We start from the raw sequence: 17,203 nt of genomic DNA on the forward strand, positions 1-17,203 counted from the left end.
TTATAATGAAAAACCATTTGGATAACAATTATGACACCAGCGATTAATTTACTTAAAAAGTTAAAAATCAAATTTAATATCCATCAATATAAGCACGATCCAAACCAAACCAATTATGGGCAAGAAGCTATTGATAAGCTTGATCCCAGTTTGAATATTACAGCGGCACAGGTATTTAAAACCTTGATTGTGAGTTTAAATGGTAATAATAAAACATTAGCGGTCTGTGTATTGCCTGTCGATAGTCATCTGGATCTTAAAAAAGCCGCAAAAGTATTAAACTGTAAAAAAATAGATTTAGCTGATCCTAATTTAGCCCAAAAGGTAACAGGTTATTTGGTGGGAGGAATTAGTCCACTCGGTCAAAAACAGCAACTACCCACACTTATTGATTTGAGTGCAAGTGAGCACTCTACCATGTTTATATCAGGCGGACGAAGAGGATTAGAAATTGAAATCGTGCCCCAAGATTTGGTTAATATATTACAAGCGAAATTGGTTGAAATAACCGCTTAAAATTGTTAACGGTATAATTTGTAATTAGGATTTAATATTACTTATAAATAGGATAATAAAGCCTAAAATCAACTTGTTTTAAAGAATTTTATTTTTTATTTAAAGACAAGGCCATAAGGATACACCCTATGACCTATTACTTCTATCAATCAATTTGACTATAAGAAAAAGTAATTTATTTGATTGCTTCTTTTAAGCTTTTACCTGATACAAATGCAGGTACTTTACTTGCTGCAATTTTAATTTCTTTACCCGTTTTTGGATTACGACCAGTGCGAGCTTTACGAGAATTAACTTTGAATGTGCCAAAACCAACTAATTGAACTGGCTCACCAGCTTTTAATGATTCAGTGATAGCCGCTAATGTAGCTTCTAATGCAGTTTTAGCTGCAACTTTAGTTATATCTGCTTTACTAGCAATTGCATCAACAAGTTCTGTTTTATTCATGGAAATATCCTTACATATTTATTTTATTGTTAAAGTTAACATAATCAGAAAAGTTAATTGATTAACTTTCTTCCTGTAAACAACATTTAGTTACATTGCTACTAAATGTAGTCTATATTGCTCTAATATAAAAGGAAAATTTATTAAAAAGTAAAAAAATCAGGGCTTGACTGTTTTAATCGCTCAAAAATAACCCAATATTACTTGTTTCAGCCAATCTAATTTCAGCCCTTAAACCTTTTATCAAATCGACTGCATCATTTTTTTCATCACGTAACAGTCGAAAAATATCCCATTGCAAGTCAAATTCATCAATAACACAAGGTAAAAGCAGCTGTTCATCTTCTGAAAGTTCAATATTAGATTTTGTCATTTCAAATTCTGCAATAGTAACAGCTGATATACTACTGACTTTGGCACTATGTTCAGCTATTTCACCACTGATATATGAGTGCAAAAGTTCACTCAATGCCTGGCACGCATCAATTGCAGGATACACAATATATGGACTATCATTCGTAATTACAGGAATCATTGCTTCTAATTTTTCTAACTGTAAATCAAAATTAATTTTCACATCCTTAACCAATAATGACTCCCAAACTAAATCAAGTATTTTTTTATAATTTTTTGCATTTTCTTCATTCTGTTGTTGACGACAATAAATAACAAAGTTTGGATACATACGCTCACATAGGCAAACCATAAATAAACGTTGCTGCCATACTGGTAATTTTTCTATTCTTAATTGAACAGGATTTTTAATCATGATGAAACCTTTTTGACTGTCGGTGCACCGCTTCAATCAAATGCTGTACATTCTCTACAGGGATATCTTGTTGAATACCATGACCTAAATTAAAAATATGCCCATTGTGATGACCAAACTCATTAAGAACGACCTCCACGTTGGATTCAATTACTTGTTTTCCTGCATATAAAACGCAAGGTTCTAAATTCCCTTGTACTGCTATTTTGCCTTTTTGAGTAATCTGACTTAAATTTACTGTCCAATCCACACCCACCGCATCGCAACCAGTATTAATAATACTATCAAGCCATAATCCTCCCCCTTTAGTAAATAAAGTAACAGGAATGTACGAGGTTATATCTTCACTTTTTTTACCTTGCTTTAATTGCGATAAAACCAATTGCATATAGTCAAGTGAGAATGTTTGATAGCTTTGATGACTTAACACTCCGCCCCAAGTATCAAAAATCATAATTGATTGCGCACCCGATTGAATTTGCGCATTTAGATATAACGCAACACTATGAGCAAGTTTTTCTAATAACAGATGCAATGCTTGTGGTTCGTCATAAAGCATTTTTTTTATTTTAGTAAACGTTTTACTACTACCACCTTCGATCATATAGGTAGCTAATGTCCATGGACTACCTGAAAAACCAATTAATGGTACTTTACCATTTAATTCTTTTTTCGTTAGACTAATTGCATCCATTACATATTTAAGAGATTGCATCGGATCGGGAATCGGCAATTGTTTTATATCTGATAAACAAGAGATAGACTTAGTAAATTTAGGTCCTTCACTTGCGCCAAAATATAAACCAAAGCCCATGGCATCAGGGATAGTTAAAATATCAGAAAATATAATAGCAGCATCTAAATCAAATCTTTTTAAAGGTTGCAACGTTGCCTCACATGCAAGCTCTGGAGTTTGGCACATTGTCATAAAATTACCTGATTTAGCTCTCAGTTGTCGATATTCAGGTAAATAACGACCAGCTTGGCGCATCATCCAAATTGGTGTGTAATCAGTTGGCTGACATTGCAAAGCACGTAAATAACGGTCATTTTTTAATTGGCTCATATCTTCAGCTCTTTAAGTTAATACAAATTTTTATTAGAAAGTTTTTGGGACACCCAACTCTTATCAGTAAATGATTTTCAAATTATGATCATTATTTACGATCTTGAGGTTGTAATAATGTATTTTTCGCATAACGAATCAATGTTTCAGAGATATTTTGCATTATACTACTTTCTGGTGCAAAACGATGCCAATACAGTATGCGCCTTTGATATAACCCTTCTGTCAAATTTATAAGCTCACCATTTTTCAATTCTTGTTCAACTTGTAATCTCGGCAACATACAACATGCAGAACCTTGCTTAGCTAATTGAACAAAAGCTTCTGACGAACTAGTGATATGGCATATGACACTGCCTGGAGTAAGATTAAAGTTTTCTTGCAAGAATGCTTGATGCATATCATCTAAATGATCAAAAGCAACAGCTGGCGCTTTCAAAAGGGATGCACGAGTTACACCATTAGGAAAATATTTTTTAGCAAAATTAGGAGAAGCAACAAAAATATAATCCAATACTCCTAATAAATCAGATAGGCAGCCAGGTAAAGGATTGGCTTGGATGCTAATAGCTGCCACCACTGTACCTAAACGCAAAAGTTCTAAAGTATGCTCCTCATCTTTTACTTGAATATCAAAACGTAATATATTCTTATCTAAAACAGGTTTTAACGCAGGTAGAAGCCAAGTTGCTAAAGAATCAGCGTTAATCGCAATGGATAATGATAGAGGTGTAATATTTTGTTCATTATCACCTAACCACTGTTGCTCAAGCAATTCAACTTGATGTAATAAGCCTAATAAATGCTCACCTTGTTTCGTTGCTTTAGGGGGAATGGTTCTAACAAGAAGTTGTTGACCAAAAAAGCTTTCTAATTGTTTAATACGTTGCGATACCGCAGGTTGCGTAATACACAATTTATCTGCTGCTCTTTCAAATCCTCGTTCTTTTATCACCGCATCTAATGCTTGTAATGCTCTATAATCTGGACGCTTCATAATCTCTTTACTAATGATTTGATCATTGCTTGGGTAATCAAGTTACTTTAATATCGCAAAAAGCTTTAAATATATCTCTAAAATTAATATATTTTTTAAATATCCTAATGATTTTTGCTTTCCAATTCGTTACTATGCCATATCTTCAAAAATTTTGCTTTCAAAAAAAATTTTTTTTGAGAAAATTATGCTCGAAATACGGTAATATTATGACACAAAATGAATTAAAAAAAGCAGTTGGATGGTCTGCATTAAAATTTATAAAGCCAGATTCATTAGTGGGAGTTGGCACAGGCTCGACAGCGTCACATTTTATAGATGCGTTAGCTACAATTAAAGCTAAAATAAAAGGAACAGTATCGAGTTCAGAAGCATCCACACAAAAATTAAAAAGTTATGGTATTCCTGTGCTTGACTGTAATGAAGTCAATAGCCTAGATATTTATGTCGATGGTGCAGATGAAATTAATCATCACATGCAAATGATTAAAGGTGGAGGGGCAGCTTTAACGCGTGAAAAAATAGTTGCGGCACTTGCTAAACAATTTATTTGCATTGTAGATGAGTCGAAAGTTGTTAATATTTTAGGAAAATTTCCTTTACCCGTCGAAGTAATTCCAATGGCCCGTTCCTATGTTGCTCGTGAACTATTTAAGCTTGGCGGTAAACCTGTATATCGTCAAGATGTCATAACCGATAATGGTAATGTTATTCTGGATGTTCATGATCTTGTTATTGCTAATCCCATAGAATTAGAAAATCGAATCAACAATATAGCAGGTGTTGTAACAGTTGGATTATTTGCGAACAAAGGTGCTGATATTGCACTTATAGGCACGCCTATGGGCGTAAAAGAGGTAAAATAAGTTTATTTAAAATGATAAGCTTCATCGAGTTGTGTAACAATAATCATCAATGTATATCCTAAAAGGGAAAAAAGAGAGGGAAAAATGGTTGTTCAAGCTTTAACCAAAGATGAAAATAAGTTTTTGTTACTTGAAGGGGTTCACCCTAGTGCAATAGAAACATTAAAAAAAGCAGGCTTTAACAATATTGAATATCTTAAAAGTGCATTATCACATTCTGAACTTAAAGAAGCCTTAAAAGATGTCCGTTTTGTTGGCATCCGGTCAAGGACACAATTAACCCAAGACATCATTAATTCAGCACCAAAACTTGCTGGTATTGGCTGCTTTTGTATTGGTACTAATCAAGTTGATCTTGAGACAGCTACCTTTAAAGGTATCCCTGTTTTTAATGCGCCATTTTCAAATACGCGCTCTGTTGCTGAACTAGTACTAGCAGAAGCGATTTTATTATTGCGCCGAGTACCAGAAGCTAACGCTAAAGCACATCAAGGTAAATGGAATAAAATTGCTACCGGCTCTCACGAAGCACGTGGTAAAAATTTGGGAATTGTTGGTTATGGACATATTGGTAGTCAATTAAGCGTACTAGCTGAGTCACTTGGTATGAATGTTTATTTTTACGATATTGAGACAAAATTGCCCTTAGGTAATGCAAAACAAATACCAACAATGAAAGATTTACTTGCTATAAGTGATATTATTAGTATGCATGTACCTGAAAACACAACAACAATCAAAATGATTAGTGAAAATGAAATCAACACCATGAAAAATGGTGCAATTTTAATCAACGCATCTCGAGGTAAAGTTATTGATCTAGATGCTTTAACTCTAGCGCTAAAAACAAACAAAATTAGTGGTGCAGCAATCGATGTATTTCCAACAGAGCCAGCTAGTAATAGCGACCCTTTTGAATCTCCATTATGTCAATTTGATAATGTGATTATTACTCCCCACATCGGCGGTTCAACTAGCGAAGCGCAAGAAAACATTGGTATTGAAGTTGCAACTAAACTCGCAAAATATTCAGATACTGGAGCTACACTTTCTGCCGTTAATTTCCCTGAAGCCTCGTTACCCATTCCCGAGAAAGGTTCAAGTCGCTTTATCAATATTCATCATAATCAACCTGGTGTATTAACCGCTATCAATACGCTCTTTGCCGAACAAGGTCTAAATATTTCAGCCCAATATTTACAAACTGACTCAAAAATTGGTTATGTTGTTATTGATATTGATAGAGTTAAGCAAGACAAAGCTGAAGAGTTATTAGTTAAGTTAAAAAATGTATCAGGGACTATCCGAGCAAGATTGCTTTTCTAAAAGATGAGATAAGCAAAAAAATAACCATCTTTTTCAATAAAAACTAAATTTATTTTTTCGGATGTTTTTTTGCTTTATGTTTTTTATAGCTCAGCTAACGTCCGAAATTGAAGTAGGAAAATAAAAATTTATTTTTAAGTTTATTTATGGACTACTCTAACTTTAATTACTTTAATGCATCGTTATACAACGTTTACCATAATATTTATTATCTAAATTATTATCCTTAATAACGATATCTATCGATACTTAAATTATAAAAAACATATTGGCTATGTCCCTACATTAATTATTCCACAAATAAGATTAATTAAGTATCTGTATTTAACATAAGAATGCTACCAATAACTTAATATAGTTTTATTGATATTTACGCTCCGACAAATTTGTGAAAACGGATGTCTTTTATCTAGAATGAGCGAAATAATTTTTAGTTTAAACTTTTTGGTGTAGATTTTTGCATGTACCCAATCATTGCTTTAAATGCCATTTTTACTTTATTCTCTTATTCAGTTTATCACTTATTATTGTGCTAATGTTAAATAAGATCACAACTGATTAAGTTTAACTTCGAAAAAAAGTTATAAATCTTAAAGATTTAAAATATTTAACCTCATAAAAATTTAAAATATTTTCTTTTACTTTAAATAATAATTTAATATGTTCAAATCAAAAAATAATAGATTGCTGAAATAACAGTGATAGTTAAAAATAGCCTAATATTATTGGACATTTATAAGTAGTTAGCGTACTTTGGTAAAGTACAGTAAATAAATTATTCTACAAAAGGAGAATATGTTATGGCTAAAAGTACTATTTCTGCAAAAAAAATTCAACAATCTGCAATTTTATTTCCAACTGACTTAGGGCAAAAAGCATCAAAAGATATTTCTGGTGCAATGAACTCTGTGTTAGCTGATGTTTTTGCCTTATATTTAAAAACAAAAAACTTTCATTGGCACGTAAGCGGTCCCCATTTTCGTGATTACCATTTAATGTTAGACGATCATGGTGAAGAGCTATTCGCAATGACCGATCCAATTGCTGAACGTGTACGTAAATTAGGTGGCACAACATTACGATCAATTGGTCATATTTCAAAATTACAAAGTATTAGTGATAATGATGCTGATTTTGTTGAGCCTTCTGATATGCTTGCTGAGCTATGCCAAGACAATGTTAAACTAACAGAACGTATGCGTGTGGCACACGATATTTGCGATAAATATAATGACACAGCAACAGCAAGTTTAATTGAAGAGTGGATTGATCAAACTGAAAGACGTGCATGGTTCTTGTTTGAAACTGGTCGTAAAATGGATTCATCTGGTCATTAATTACTAATTTTTAATAGTGAATAATGTTGATAAGAGGCAGTATATATGCCTCTTCTATTAAGCATATGTGAGGATTGAAAATGAGTAAAAAAATTGCCGTATTAGTCGGAAGTTTACGTAAAGATTCTTACAACTTGAAAGTAGCAAAAGTTTTACAAAAAATTGCTCCTTCTTCTATATCGTTATATATAATTGAAATAGGCGATTTACCACTTTATAACGAAGATATTGATACTGATATACCACCTACACCTTATACACTTTTCCGAAAAGAAATAATGGAATGTAGTGGTGTAATTTTTGTAACTCCAGAATATAACCGTGGCTTACCAGCAGTTATTAAAAATGCTATTGATGTAGGTTCTCGACCCTATGGCAAGAGTGTTTGGGCTAAAAAGCCTGCTGCGGTAATTTCAGTATCACCAGGTGCCATTGGTGGTTTTAGTGCAAATCATCAACTTCGCCAATCATTGGTTTTCCTGGATATGCCAACTATGCAACAACCAGAAGCTTATATTGGTAATATTAATTCAGCTTTTGATGAAAATGGAAATATTAACGAAAAAACAAAAGAATTTCTTTCTATTATCATTAATTGTTACGCTAATTGGGTTGAAAAATTAAGTTAATTAAGTTTAATTTGGTGCCCACAGTTTTTTGATTAACTGTGGGGTTATTTATTAAGTGATAACGTTTTTTACATGGCAACATTTTATCCAACCAGTGAACAAGAATTGTTAAACCGAGCGCAGTTAGTAGCTGGTTATACTTTCGGTGAAATAGCACAATATTTAAATATCCCTATACCAAGTAACCTTAATAAACAAAAAGGTTGGGTAGGCAACCTTATTGAAACATTTTTAGGGGCTAACGCCGGTAGTAAAGCGCTGCGTGATTTTGCTAATCTTGGTATTGAATTAAAAACAATCCCTGTTGATAAACAAGGGCGCCCTTTAGAAACCACTTTTGTCAGTGTAATACCACTTATGGCAAATTATGGTGTTATTTGGGAAACTAGTCACGTTAAATATAAGCTTTCTAAAGTACTTTGGATTCCCATAGAAGGTGAAAGATCGATTCCACTACATCAACGAAAAGTTGGTCACCCTATTTTGTGGACCCCCACTAAAGAACAAGAACAGCAACTAAAGCAAGATTGGCAAGAGCTCATGGACATGATTGCCCTTGGTCAAATTGAAAAAATCACAGCTCGTTATGGTACTTATCTGCAAATTAGACCAAAAGCCGCTAATGGAAAGGCTTTAACAGAAGCAATTGGCGAGAATGGGGATATTATATTAACGCGCCCTAGAGGATTCTATCTAAAAAAGTCATTTACGATGCAAATTTTACATTCTACTAAATGCTAATTTTTTTTAGGATAAAACTTAATAATACGTTAATCAAAGCATATCAAGTATTAAAATTTTTGAGTTGCGTTGATAATTATAAAGCTGTTTCTTTTTTATAGGCAAATCATCTACAACGGCTGGATTAAACCCTTTTTCTCTAAACCAATGAATACTATGTGTAGTTAAGACAAATATTTTTTCTAAACCTAAATTATTTGCTCTTTCTTCTATTTTTTGTATCAGTAAATCGCCTCTAGATGAATTGCGATAATCAGGATGAATTGCTACACACGCCATTTCACCCATTTTTTCTTCAGGATAAGGATAGAGAGCAGCACAACCAATAGTCATATTATCACGTTCAATAATAATAAATTTATTTATTTCAATTTCTAACTGCTCGCGCGAACGTCTAACCAAAATACCCTGTTCTTCAAGAGGACGAATAAGCTCTAAAATTCCACCAATATCATTAATAGTTGCAAGACGAATTTGTTCAGAATGTTCCATTGCGACCTGTGTTCCAATACCGTCCCGTGAAAATAGTTCTTGCAAAATAGAACCATCAATCAAATAGCTCACTAGATGACTTCGTCTCACCCCACTTCGACATGCTTTCGATGCCGCACGTAAAAAACGAGCCTCACTAGATAAATGCTTTCCTTGCTTTTCTTTTTGAAGAATGTAACTATCTACATCATTTGGGTAAAGATCGGTAATGACATGTCCTTTTTCATCAAGCACACCTTGTTCGTCACAAAAACTAATTAATTTATCTGCTTTTAAACGAATAGCAACTTCTGCAGCAATATCCTCAGAAGCTAAATTAAAGCTTTCTCCCGTAACTGAAACGCCAACAGGTCCTAATAGCACCATTGAGCCCCGCTCCAGTTGTTCAGATATAGCCTTTTTATTAATACGGCGAATTTTACCCGTATGGCAATAGTCAACACCATCTTCCACGCCCAAAGGCTGAGCAATTACAAAATTACCGCTAACAACACTAATATGTGCGCCTTGTAATGGTGTATTATTCAAGCTCATTGATAAGCTTGCAGTAATATTAAGTTGCAGCAATCCAGTTATTTGCTTAATTATATCTAGCGTTTCTGTATCAGTGATGCGCATATTTTTATGGTATTTAGGTTCAATATTGTGTTTTTTGAGTGATTCATCAATTTGATTTCGAGCGCCATTAACAATAATAAGTTTGATACCAAGGCTGTAGAGTAATCCAATATCATTGATAATACTTGAATAATTATTGCTTTTTAACACCGCTCCAGTGAGTAAGATAACAAATGTTTTACCATGGTGAGCATTAATATAAGGTACAGTGTGCCTTAATCCTTCGACCAATTCAGTTGTTCGTTCTTTCATTTTCGCAAGACCTTAATGAATATTTATTCATATTTTATATATTTTTATTTATTTTAAATTTAATAGCAAGAAGTTTTTAACAAATTCTAAAAAACAGAGACTTTAGTAATATAAAAATGCAGGATTAAAATAGATAATTTAAATTAACAAGGAAGTATTAAAAACAATATTTTTAATATAAATAAAAAAACATCGAGTTTTTATATCTCTTTTTATTAAAATATCTTTCTTTATTAGGTATTAAGGGGAGTTGATAGGAAAGCCAAACATTTTTATTAGTAATGTGTTAACTCAATAACAGCTAATAATGTATTTAAGACTGCAATAACTGATACTAAGACAAAATAACATAAACCCAAATTGGTTGATATCCAATATTAAATATAGAATTATGTCAGTTGCTGCGCTCGAAAAATGTGAAAAAATACCCAACAGTTTTCCACATGGAAAAATTCAGTCATTGCGGTTAAGGGTAATTTTAATAAGTACTTTTTGCAATAAAACACAATGCCATCACCCTGCACATAAAGCCTTTTAATAAAATTGAAGTTAGGAATATGCTAACTAATATACCAATGTTTTGTGATTAGAAAGCTTGTAAGAAATAAGGTTTATTCATACTTACAACCATTTATAAAAAGTTTTTTAAACAAGAAGAAATTAAATAGTCTCTGTAGAGGTAAAACTAATTACAATAAAACAGATACTTTCTATCTCAACCTTCTATTTTTTCTTTAAATTCTTCGTATTACTTTAAATAGTTTATAAATATTTTTTCTTACCGCTAGGAAAATTTTTATGATTTAGCAGTGATATTTTAAGCACAATTAGTACATTTATGCTTAAAATAATACAGTATAAAATACATATTCAACTATAATGATAAGACACTACAGATTGACTAGCGTCAAGTACAGCTTTAATTAATATTGATGCTCAATCCAGTGATTTTGCAAAAGATTACATTAGGACTTGATAGGTCCCGACATAAAACGTTGAGCTATCCCCTCTACCTAAAAGCAATAGATGATTTACTCTCAAATTTATCCGATAATGCCCCATAATAAACAATACTCCGAACAGCATCAAAAGCTATACACACTTTGTTGGACTTTGCTAATTAATCTTATTTATTCTAGCATAAGTAAACTCTTTTAATACTGAATAAATAGGATGATTCTTCAACACCTATTAATGTTACATTCTAAATTTTTTTGATATCAATAACTTTAATGAACCGAAAATATACGATTAAACCAAACACAATACTTGACAATGCAATGAAAAAATCAGTTAAAATTACATAGCTAACATCTATCATAGCCAATTTTGGCACTATTAGCGGAATCACTAGAAAAGATAAACCACTAAAAGTGTACACACATCCAACAGCAAGTCCTTTACAAGTTGGGAATAATTGTTGCATAACAACCAAGGTTAATTGAAGCACTCCCCCTGCAGCGGTAAATCCCATACCAATAGCAGCGATAACACACATTAATGATGAAATATTCAAGTAAAAAAGGATTAATACTAATGCTGATAATGTAGGCAAAATGATAATGCAAAATATAGGTTTTAATAAATGTTTCACAATAAAAGCCGTAAAAAATACCGACGCAATAGATGCAGTACTATAATAACTAATCAGCTGTTTAGCATCGAGATCGCTCATATTAATACCATTGATAGCGATAGTAGGAAGCCATTGTAAAATAATGACAAAGGTAGCTGTTGTTGTGAATCCCATAAGTATCAGAAAAATACCTTCAATTAAGAATTTTGGTTTAGCTTTGAAGTAGTTTTTTGAGCCTTCACTACCCATTATTGTAGTATCTTTATTTGGGAACTTTTGAGGAAATAATAATAAGCCATTAATCATTAAATAAATCGCGAAACCAAGAAATGCCCAACCATGCCATAATCGGTTAATATAGAAAAAAGTGACAATAAAAGGAAGAACTAATGTTCCAATAGAAATAAACGCCTTAATTAGTACACTAGCAGATCCTGCTGAATTTGGAAAACATTCGGTTAAAGCAGGCATTGAGCCTGTATCTAAAAAAGAGTTACCAGCCCCTACAGCAATCGCTAAACAAAAAGCGATATGAATATTGGAGCAAAAAGTCATTCCAATAAAAAAAAACGTGTAACAACTCATACCAAAGTATATGAATAACTTTCTGCCAAATTTATCAGAGAGCACGCCACCAACAAACATTAAAAGTATTTTTCCAATGCCAATTCCTGACGCAACATAACCAAGCCCAACTATATCGGTATTAAGTTGTTTTGAAAGAGCTACAGAAAATTGCATAATCACAATTAATGCAATACTTTGAATAATATAATTTGCATAAATAGATCCAACAATTCCATAAGGATTAACTTTTCGATTATCCATTTCGTGCCCTATATTTAAAATTAAAAACTTAAAACCTGAGTTATATCCAATATACAAGCATCAATATTAATCTGAAAGTGATAAGTATAAATTTATTGCTAAACGTTTAAATCCGTCACACTTATTTATGTATTCTAGAGCTATTTATAATAAAAAATACATTTTTCAATCAAATAAAAAATAATTTATTATAATTTCAAAATTAATTCTTTTTTATAGAAAGGCATTGAAAAAACAACTTGGTTAACTTTTTAGTATTTCAAGCATTTTAGCAAGAACTAAGCTTTCATCTTGATCAACATTAATCACATGGTGCGCGGCATCATGATATAAAGGTAATCTTTCAGCTAGAATTTTTTCCATTTCATCAATAATAGACAATCCTGTTAATGAAGGACGTTGTGCTACATTAGGATCTTTCATTAAACGAGCAGTTAACGTTGCAGCAGATGCCAATAAAAAGATAACGGTGCCATTTTGTTTCATAAAATCACGGTTATGGTCAGCTAGCACCATTCCCCCACCAGTTGCAATTACACAGTTAGGTTTGGCTGTGTCGATAAGCACTTGACTTTCTCTAGCTCTGAATCCTTCCCAGCCCTCTTTTTCGACAATTTCGGCTACAGTTTTTTTGGTGGTTTCAAGTAAATGGTAATCTGTATCTATGAAAGAAAATGATAGTGTGTTAGCAAGCATCTTACCCATTGTTGTTTTTCCTGCTGCTCTTGCACCAACTAAAAAAATTGTTTTATTCATATTTGGTCCTTTGAGATTTGCAGATTACAAAATATGTTGATTATGCTAGTGACTCACTCTAATTTTTGCAATCATTATTTTATATATCAATAAACATTATAAAATACTTTCATTTTTATGAAATGAATCTATAACTCTATTAAAAATGTAAAGATAAAATTACATAATCAATTTAAAAATTTTTGAATGTTCAAAAATTTACAATTATATTTTATATTAATTAACATGGATTTTCTAAATTACGAAAATAAAATTTGGTGGCAATTGATTTATATAATCGCCATTGAATAGCACCAAGGATAGGATTAGCCTTTTCAAATTCTTCATGCATTATAAAATAACTAATCGTATTCCAGCATTGCCGTTACAACAAAATCTGGGGCAAGAACTGCGGCCCTTTTCCCATACCTGTCAAGTTTTAGCATCTGTTTTACCAATATACTCACTTATTTCAGATATTTTTAACATAAGAATACGACGATATACTTGTAATTCTAAGTTAGTCATAAATGCTCTTTTTATATTTTGATTGATACAATCAAATAAATTATTAAGACCATTTTTTCAATAATAAATCCAAAGATAATAAAACATATTTGTTTCGTAGCTTAAAAATACATTTAATTAGGTATTATTAAGTGTGCATGTCATTATTATTTATTTTCCAGATAAAGCATTGATAACTTCCTGTTTTGCTCTTTTAGAAATATCTTTACCTGTCCAAATTTTAAATTGAGCATTAGCTTGACCAATAAACATTTCACGTCCAGAAATAGACTCCCATCCAGCTTCTTCTGCTTCTTGTCTAAAACGAGTATTATATGGGTTATAAACAATATCATAAGCCAAACCTTTACCTTTAAACCATGCTTTTTCATAAGGTGTTTGATCTTCAAACTTTCCTGCCATGCCAAGTGGAGTTGAATTAACAATAATTTGTGCTTCGACTTTATTACGTTCTTGCCATGCAACAGTTTTAAGATTGAATTCTTCAGCTAATGCTTGTGGCAAAGCATCCACTATATCCGTTACAGTAATATCGGTATAACCAAGATCTTGTAATCCAACAACAGCAGCACGCGCAGCTCCACCAGCACCAAGTAATAAAACTTTTTTATATTCAACTCCCAGATTCTTGTTTCGAAGAGGCTCCATAAAACCGACAATATCAGTATTATCACCACAAAGCTTATCACCATCCCAGTAGACTAAATTAGCCGCTCCAGCTTTTTTTACATGCTCACTCACTTCATCTAAATATGGAATGATAGTTTGTTTATGAGGAATAGTGACACATAACCCCTGAATATTTAATAATTTTGCTGCGTTAAAAAATGTAGCAATTTCTTCTGGAGGAATTGTGAATGGGACTAAAACTGCTGGAATACCATGATCTTGAAATGATATTGTGTGAATTAGTGGGCTCAAACTATGCCCTAGAGGATAACCGATAATACCGTATATACTATATGGCGTGAACTGATTCATATAATCTCCTTTAAAGTTAGAAAATAAAACATGAAAAACTGAATAGAAAAAATCTTGATCAAAGTATTAAAGCATATTTATTTTAAAATTAAATCATTTTTTGGAAAAAGTTTAATTTAAAAATTTATTTTATATTCAATTGTTTAATATATAGGAAATAACTTAGACTTTAACACAGAAATGACTTTTTATTAAAAATTACCTTATAAATAACAATATTTTCATATCGTAATTAAAAGTAGTCCATACATTATTGAATTAGTACAAATGGTAACTTTTAATTATCATTCAATAAAACCTTTTTTGACAATGTAACTATCATAGAATAATTTAGTGCCCCAATATAGCACCCAAATATACTTAATTAAGAAATGATAAAATTTTTAAAAAACAGATAATAACTGCTTATTTTTCATTGTTATAATAACAATATACTTTTAATAACTTTTTTTCATAGGAACAAAAGTAGCATTAAATTCTTTCGAATAAGTGTTTTAGGTATAATACCAACACCATAATTTATTGATACAGAAATCCATCAAGGAACTTTCCATTTCAACATGACAGACAATATTTGGTTACAACTAGGCTTACTTAACATGTTATCAATCGCACTGTTCATACTACTTCTTTACTGTGAAAGAAATAAGTTTTTCATGAATCAGTTCTTTTAAATCAAGCTTGTGCATTTAGATAAAGCATGATTTTTGTTATTTAATTTTTTATGGTAAACATCAGACTTATCTTATCAATTTAAATAAATATCTATTTCATATTTTTATCTTTAAGGTTTCAATAATATTTTGTGACATCTCCAGATAAAAAGAGAAGCAAAAATGCTTTCATTATTTTGCAAATATAATTAGAACTATAAATAGAAGAAGATTCAATGAATTTACCGAAAATACTGGTTAATTCTTTTTGAAATTCTCAAATTTAGTGACTGAACTTTGGTTTACTGATTGAAAAATATTATTAATTTAATATGTAATATTGACTTTTTTAAGTTCCTTGAAAATTTTAACTATTTTAAATTCATTTTATTAAACTCTTTTTATTAATTTATACAAATGGCAATGTAGGAGAATTTTCGACTAACACAATACTTATATCTTATTTAAATTTTATACTCTTAAACTTATTTTATGCTTACATAAGATAATACTTGAGAATTTGTGCATAACAGCGTATACTTCGCTACCTCATTATCGTGGGTGTAGTGTGAGAGGTTAGACTGCTTCTCAGATAGAACTGCAGCAAACTAAAAGCCTGACGAGGTTAATTCCATTAACATATTACGCCCAAGGCTTAAGCATAGAAATTTCGGAGAATTATTGACATGTCACGAGTATGCCAAGTAACAGGAAAAGGCCCTTTAGTAGGAAATAATCGTTCTCATGCGATGAATGCTACTAAACGTCGTTTTCTACCAAATCTTCAAACTCACCGTTTTTGGATTGAGAGCGAGAAACGTTTTGTAAAATTGCGTGTATCTGCTAAAGGTATGCGAATTATCGATAAAAAGGGTATTGATGCAGTTCTAGCTGAACTTCGTGCCCGTGGTGAAAAGTACTAATAAGGAAACCATATCATGGCTAAAGGTGTACGCGAAAAAATCAGATTAGTTTCTTCTGCTGGTACAGGTCATTTTTATACCACTAGCAAAAATAAAAGAACTATGCCTGAAAAAATGGAGATCAAAAAATACGATCCTGTAGTTCGTCAACATGTTATTTATAAAGAAGCTAAAATTAAATAGTTATCAAATAAATAAGAAAACCCAGCATTTGCTGGGTTTTTTATCAACTTCTGGAAAAATTTATCAAAATTTTCAATAAAATACACCTATTTTTCTTTATCTTACAAGCATCTAGCATTAGTCATAAATAGCAATATTAACTTATAGGGAAATAACGGATTTTTTATACCTCATCACTAAAATAACCTCTAAAAATTCATAAGTTGGTTCCCCTAAATTACTAAAACTTTTAGTTTCTATCTTTTGAATCGCTAAATACTATATCTCAATTAAAGGTTATCTCTCTCTCGGTAAGTTTTGTAAATTTTTGATTGATATAATGGTTATCACAGGTTTTAAAAAAATAGAGACAGCGTGTAACTATCCCCTAAAATAGTACAGCAAAAAAGTAGAAAATTCTCTATGATAAAAGAAAAGGGGATTTAATTATGAAAAAAATGACTGAACATCAAATCGTCGCTATTTTAAAAGAAGCTGAAGCGGGTATTCCGGTTAAAGAACTGTGCCGTAAATATGGCATGGGTAATTCAACTTTCTATAAATGGCGAGAAAAATACGGCGGAATGGAAACTTCGGATATCAAACGCTTAAAGGAGCTGGAGGCTGAAAATCTCAAGCTTAAGCAGATGTTTGCCGAACTGAGCTTAAAATCCCAGCTTCAGGAAGAAATCATAAAAAAGCTTTAGTGCCCACAAAGGCACGTAAAACGTGGGCACAGCAACTACAACAAAATCATTCA

The 17,203-nt window shown here is 31.7% G+C and carries 17 protein-coding genes and 1 pseudogene; 9 read left to right on the forward strand and 9 right to left on the reverse strand.

Annotation, left to right across the window (positions count from 1 at the left end; translation table 11 throughout):
* The first annotated feature begins 30 nt into the window (after positions 1 to 30).
* Positions 31 to 516 (forward strand): Cys-tRNA(Pro) deacylase, encoded by a 486-nt coding sequence (gene ybaK, locus A9G34_RS10160; RefSeq protein ID WP_065569640.1) that lies wholly within the window; start codon positions 31 to 33, stop codon positions 514 to 516.
* Between the two features lie 175 nt (positions 517 to 691).
* Here ybaK and A9G34_RS10165 read toward each other — a convergent pair whose 3' ends face one another.
* The 4 genes from A9G34_RS10165 to A9G34_RS10180 form a co-directional block, all read right to left on the reverse strand.
* Entirely contained in the window at positions 692 to 964 is a 273-nt protein-coding gene (locus tag A9G34_RS10165; protein WP_034946923.1) for an HU family DNA-binding protein, read from the reverse strand.
* 175 nt (positions 965 to 1,139) lie between these two features.
* The gene (locus A9G34_RS10170; RefSeq protein ID WP_034946926.1) at positions 1,140 to 1,733 is read right to left on the reverse strand and encodes a YjaG family protein; all 594 of its coding nucleotides are present in this window, start codon (positions 1,731 to 1,733) and stop codon (positions 1,140 to 1,142) included.
* Positions 1,726 to 2,799: a uroporphyrinogen decarboxylase gene (hemE, locus tag A9G34_RS10175; RefSeq protein ID WP_034946928.1), complete on the reverse strand. Its 1,074-nt coding sequence runs from the start codon at positions 2,797 to 2,799 to the stop codon at positions 1,726 to 1,728. The genes A9G34_RS10170 and hemE overlap by 8 nt, the downstream gene beginning before the upstream one ends.
* Positions 2,800 to 2,890: 91 nt before the next feature.
* The gene (locus A9G34_RS10180; protein ID WP_034946931.1) at positions 2,891 to 3,796 is read right to left on the reverse strand and encodes a LysR family transcriptional regulator ArgP; all 906 of its coding nucleotides are present in this window, start codon (positions 3,794 to 3,796) and stop codon (positions 2,891 to 2,893) included.
* 209 nt (positions 3,797 to 4,005) lie between these two features.
* On the opposite strand from A9G34_RS10180, the gene rpiA reads away from it, so the two are divergent.
* The 5 genes from rpiA to mutH all read left to right on the forward strand — a co-directional run bounded on the left by rpiA (position 4,006) and on the right by mutH (position 8,695).
* Positions 4,006 to 4,662 carry a ribose-5-phosphate isomerase RpiA gene (rpiA, locus tag A9G34_RS10185; RefSeq protein ID WP_034946934.1) on the forward strand — a complete coding sequence of 219 codons (657 nt, stop codon included), beginning with the start codon at positions 4,006 to 4,008 and terminating at the stop codon, positions 4,660 to 4,662.
* 84 nt (positions 4,663 to 4,746) lie between these two features.
* Complete coding sequence (gene serA / locus A9G34_RS10190) at positions 4,747 to 5,988, forward strand: phosphoglycerate dehydrogenase (RefSeq protein WP_034946937.1); 1,242 nt, start codon at positions 4,747 to 4,749, stop codon at positions 5,986 to 5,988.
* 800 nt (positions 5,989 to 6,788) lie between these two features.
* Positions 6,789 to 7,325: a Dps family protein gene (locus A9G34_RS10195; protein ID WP_034946940.1), complete on the forward strand. Its 537-nt coding sequence runs from the start codon at positions 6,789 to 6,791 to the stop codon at positions 7,323 to 7,325.
* An 80-nt stretch (positions 7,326 to 7,405) separates the two neighbouring features.
* Positions 7,406 to 7,954 carry an NADPH-dependent FMN reductase gene (locus A9G34_RS10200; protein WP_065569641.1) on the forward strand — a complete coding sequence of 183 codons (549 nt, stop codon included), beginning with the start codon at positions 7,406 to 7,408 and terminating at the stop codon, positions 7,952 to 7,954.
* A 72-nt stretch (positions 7,955 to 8,026) separates the two neighbouring features.
* Positions 8,027 to 8,695, forward strand: coding sequence for a DNA mismatch repair endonuclease MutH (gene mutH / locus A9G34_RS10205; RefSeq protein ID WP_034946946.1), 669 nt, complete (start codon positions 8,027 to 8,029; stop codon positions 8,693 to 8,695).
* A gap of 33 nt (positions 8,696 to 8,728) precedes the next feature.
* Here mutH and argA read toward each other — a convergent pair whose 3' ends face one another.
* The 5 genes from argA to aroE all read right to left on the reverse strand — a co-directional run bounded on the left by argA (position 8,729) and on the right by aroE (position 14,705).
* Entirely contained in the window at positions 8,729 to 10,057 is a 1,329-nt protein-coding gene (argA, locus tag A9G34_RS10210; protein ID WP_065569642.1) for an amino-acid N-acetyltransferase, read from the reverse strand.
* 1,204 nt (positions 10,058 to 11,261) lie between these two features.
* Positions 11,262 to 12,461 (reverse strand): MFS transporter, encoded by a 1,200-nt coding sequence (locus A9G34_RS10215; protein ID WP_065569643.1) that lies wholly within the window; start codon positions 12,459 to 12,461, stop codon positions 11,262 to 11,264.
* 243 nt (positions 12,462 to 12,704) lie between these two features.
* Positions 12,705 to 13,217, reverse strand: a complete 513-nt coding sequence (aroL, locus tag A9G34_RS10220; RefSeq protein ID WP_034946955.1) for a shikimate kinase AroL — start codon at positions 13,215 to 13,217, stop codon at positions 12,705 to 12,707.
* Between the two features lie 411 nt (positions 13,218 to 13,628).
* Complete coding sequence (locus tag A9G34_RS10510; RefSeq protein WP_080715907.1) at positions 13,629 to 13,724, reverse strand: DUF1870 family protein; 96 nt, start codon at positions 13,722 to 13,724, stop codon at positions 13,629 to 13,631.
* A gap of 150 nt (positions 13,725 to 13,874) precedes the next feature.
* Positions 13,875 to 14,705, reverse strand: a complete 831-nt coding sequence (gene aroE / locus A9G34_RS10225; RefSeq protein WP_034946957.1) for a shikimate dehydrogenase — start codon at positions 14,703 to 14,705, stop codon at positions 13,875 to 13,877.
* A gap of 1,339 nt (positions 14,706 to 16,044) precedes the next feature.
* Between aroE and rpmB the strand changes: the two genes are divergently transcribed.
* The 3 genes and pseudogenes from rpmB to A9G34_RS10240 form a co-directional block, all read left to right on the forward strand.
* Positions 16,045 to 16,281 (forward strand): 50S ribosomal protein L28, encoded by a 237-nt coding sequence (gene rpmB, locus A9G34_RS10230; RefSeq protein ID WP_034946960.1) that lies wholly within the window; start codon positions 16,045 to 16,047, stop codon positions 16,279 to 16,281.
* Positions 16,282 to 16,296: 15 nt separating this feature from the next.
* Positions 16,297 to 16,464, forward strand: coding sequence for a 50S ribosomal protein L33 (rpmG, locus tag A9G34_RS10235; protein WP_025314526.1), 168 nt, complete (start codon positions 16,297 to 16,299; stop codon positions 16,462 to 16,464).
* A gap of 428 nt (positions 16,465 to 16,892) precedes the next feature.
* Positions 16,893 to 17,147, forward strand: a pseudogene (locus A9G34_RS10240) (transposase); the annotation flags it as partial.
* Positions 17,148 to 17,203: the final 56 nt, after the last annotated feature.

The organism is Gilliamella sp. Choc4-2, from assembly GCF_001690355.1.
GTDB classification, from domain to species: domain Bacteria; phylum Pseudomonadota; class Gammaproteobacteria; order Enterobacterales; family Orbaceae; genus Gilliamella; species Gilliamella apicola_A.